The 860-nt window shown below is 48.8% G+C and carries 1 protein-coding gene; it reads right to left on the reverse strand.

Annotated elements, in window-relative coordinates; translation table 11 throughout:
• The coding region (locus BVH04_RS13380; RefSeq protein ID WP_205635853.1) for a right-handed parallel beta-helix repeat-containing protein at window positions 1–860 on the reverse strand (860 nt) is incomplete at both ends.

Here is an 860-nt window from a genome sequence, read left to right on the forward strand (position 1 = left end):
GTCAGTCGGTTCCCTGTCACTCGTACCGAACCCTCGACATTTTCCATCTCCAGGGTGTAGGAACCTGACCAGGAAGTGCTTCGCATCGTTACTGTGTTGTCCTCTACTTTGGTCCCTGTCAAGTAGTTCAAGTAAATCCCATAAGCATACATGCCTGTGATTTCATTGTCCCTGATCTCCGTACCAGGAGCTCGGTAACTACCCGTTCCTCCTCGATACATAATCCCGTGGTCTCCACCTGTGATCAGGTTTCCGATCATTCGCACATTAGTTGAGATACTTGGATCCAGGCGTACGTTTCCTGCATTCGTATTATTGCCTCCAAGATCCGGGCTGATCAGTTCACAGCTTTCTACCAAAAGATTGTCAAGTCTGTTTACTGAAACCAGCGTTCGACCAAAGCCTACTCCCAATGCCTTTAATGTCAGATTCCTGAAGATCAGATCACTTGCATTGTCCAACTGGATCACATAGTTGTCCGCTGTTCCTGTAGCGGTGAACTGAATGATCACATCGGCTCGGTTACCTGTGGCTGATTCATAGGTCACCGTATTACTACTGCTTCCTCCTGATATATCCGGAATCACCACTTGCTCAGCATAAGTGCCCGAAGCCATCTGAAAAGTTACCGCTCCAGCTACCCCGTTCAGCACCATCGCATCCACGGTGGACTGGATCGTGCTAAAGTTCCTGACTCCACTCCCAGAAAGATCTATCGTATAAATTCCTGACAATGGTGTCAGTCCAGCCGACTCATACTCATTCGCCCCCATGCTTGGCGTCGCTTTTCTGGCAACTCCATTAATGTCTGTAGTTACTACTGCTATCGGCGTTCCCGCATTCGCCAATGCGGGTGAATT

Source organism: Algoriphagus antarcticus (assembly GCF_002150685.1).
In the GTDB taxonomy this organism is placed as follows: Bacteria; Bacteroidota; Bacteroidia; order Cytophagales; family Cyclobacteriaceae; genus Algoriphagus; species Algoriphagus antarcticus.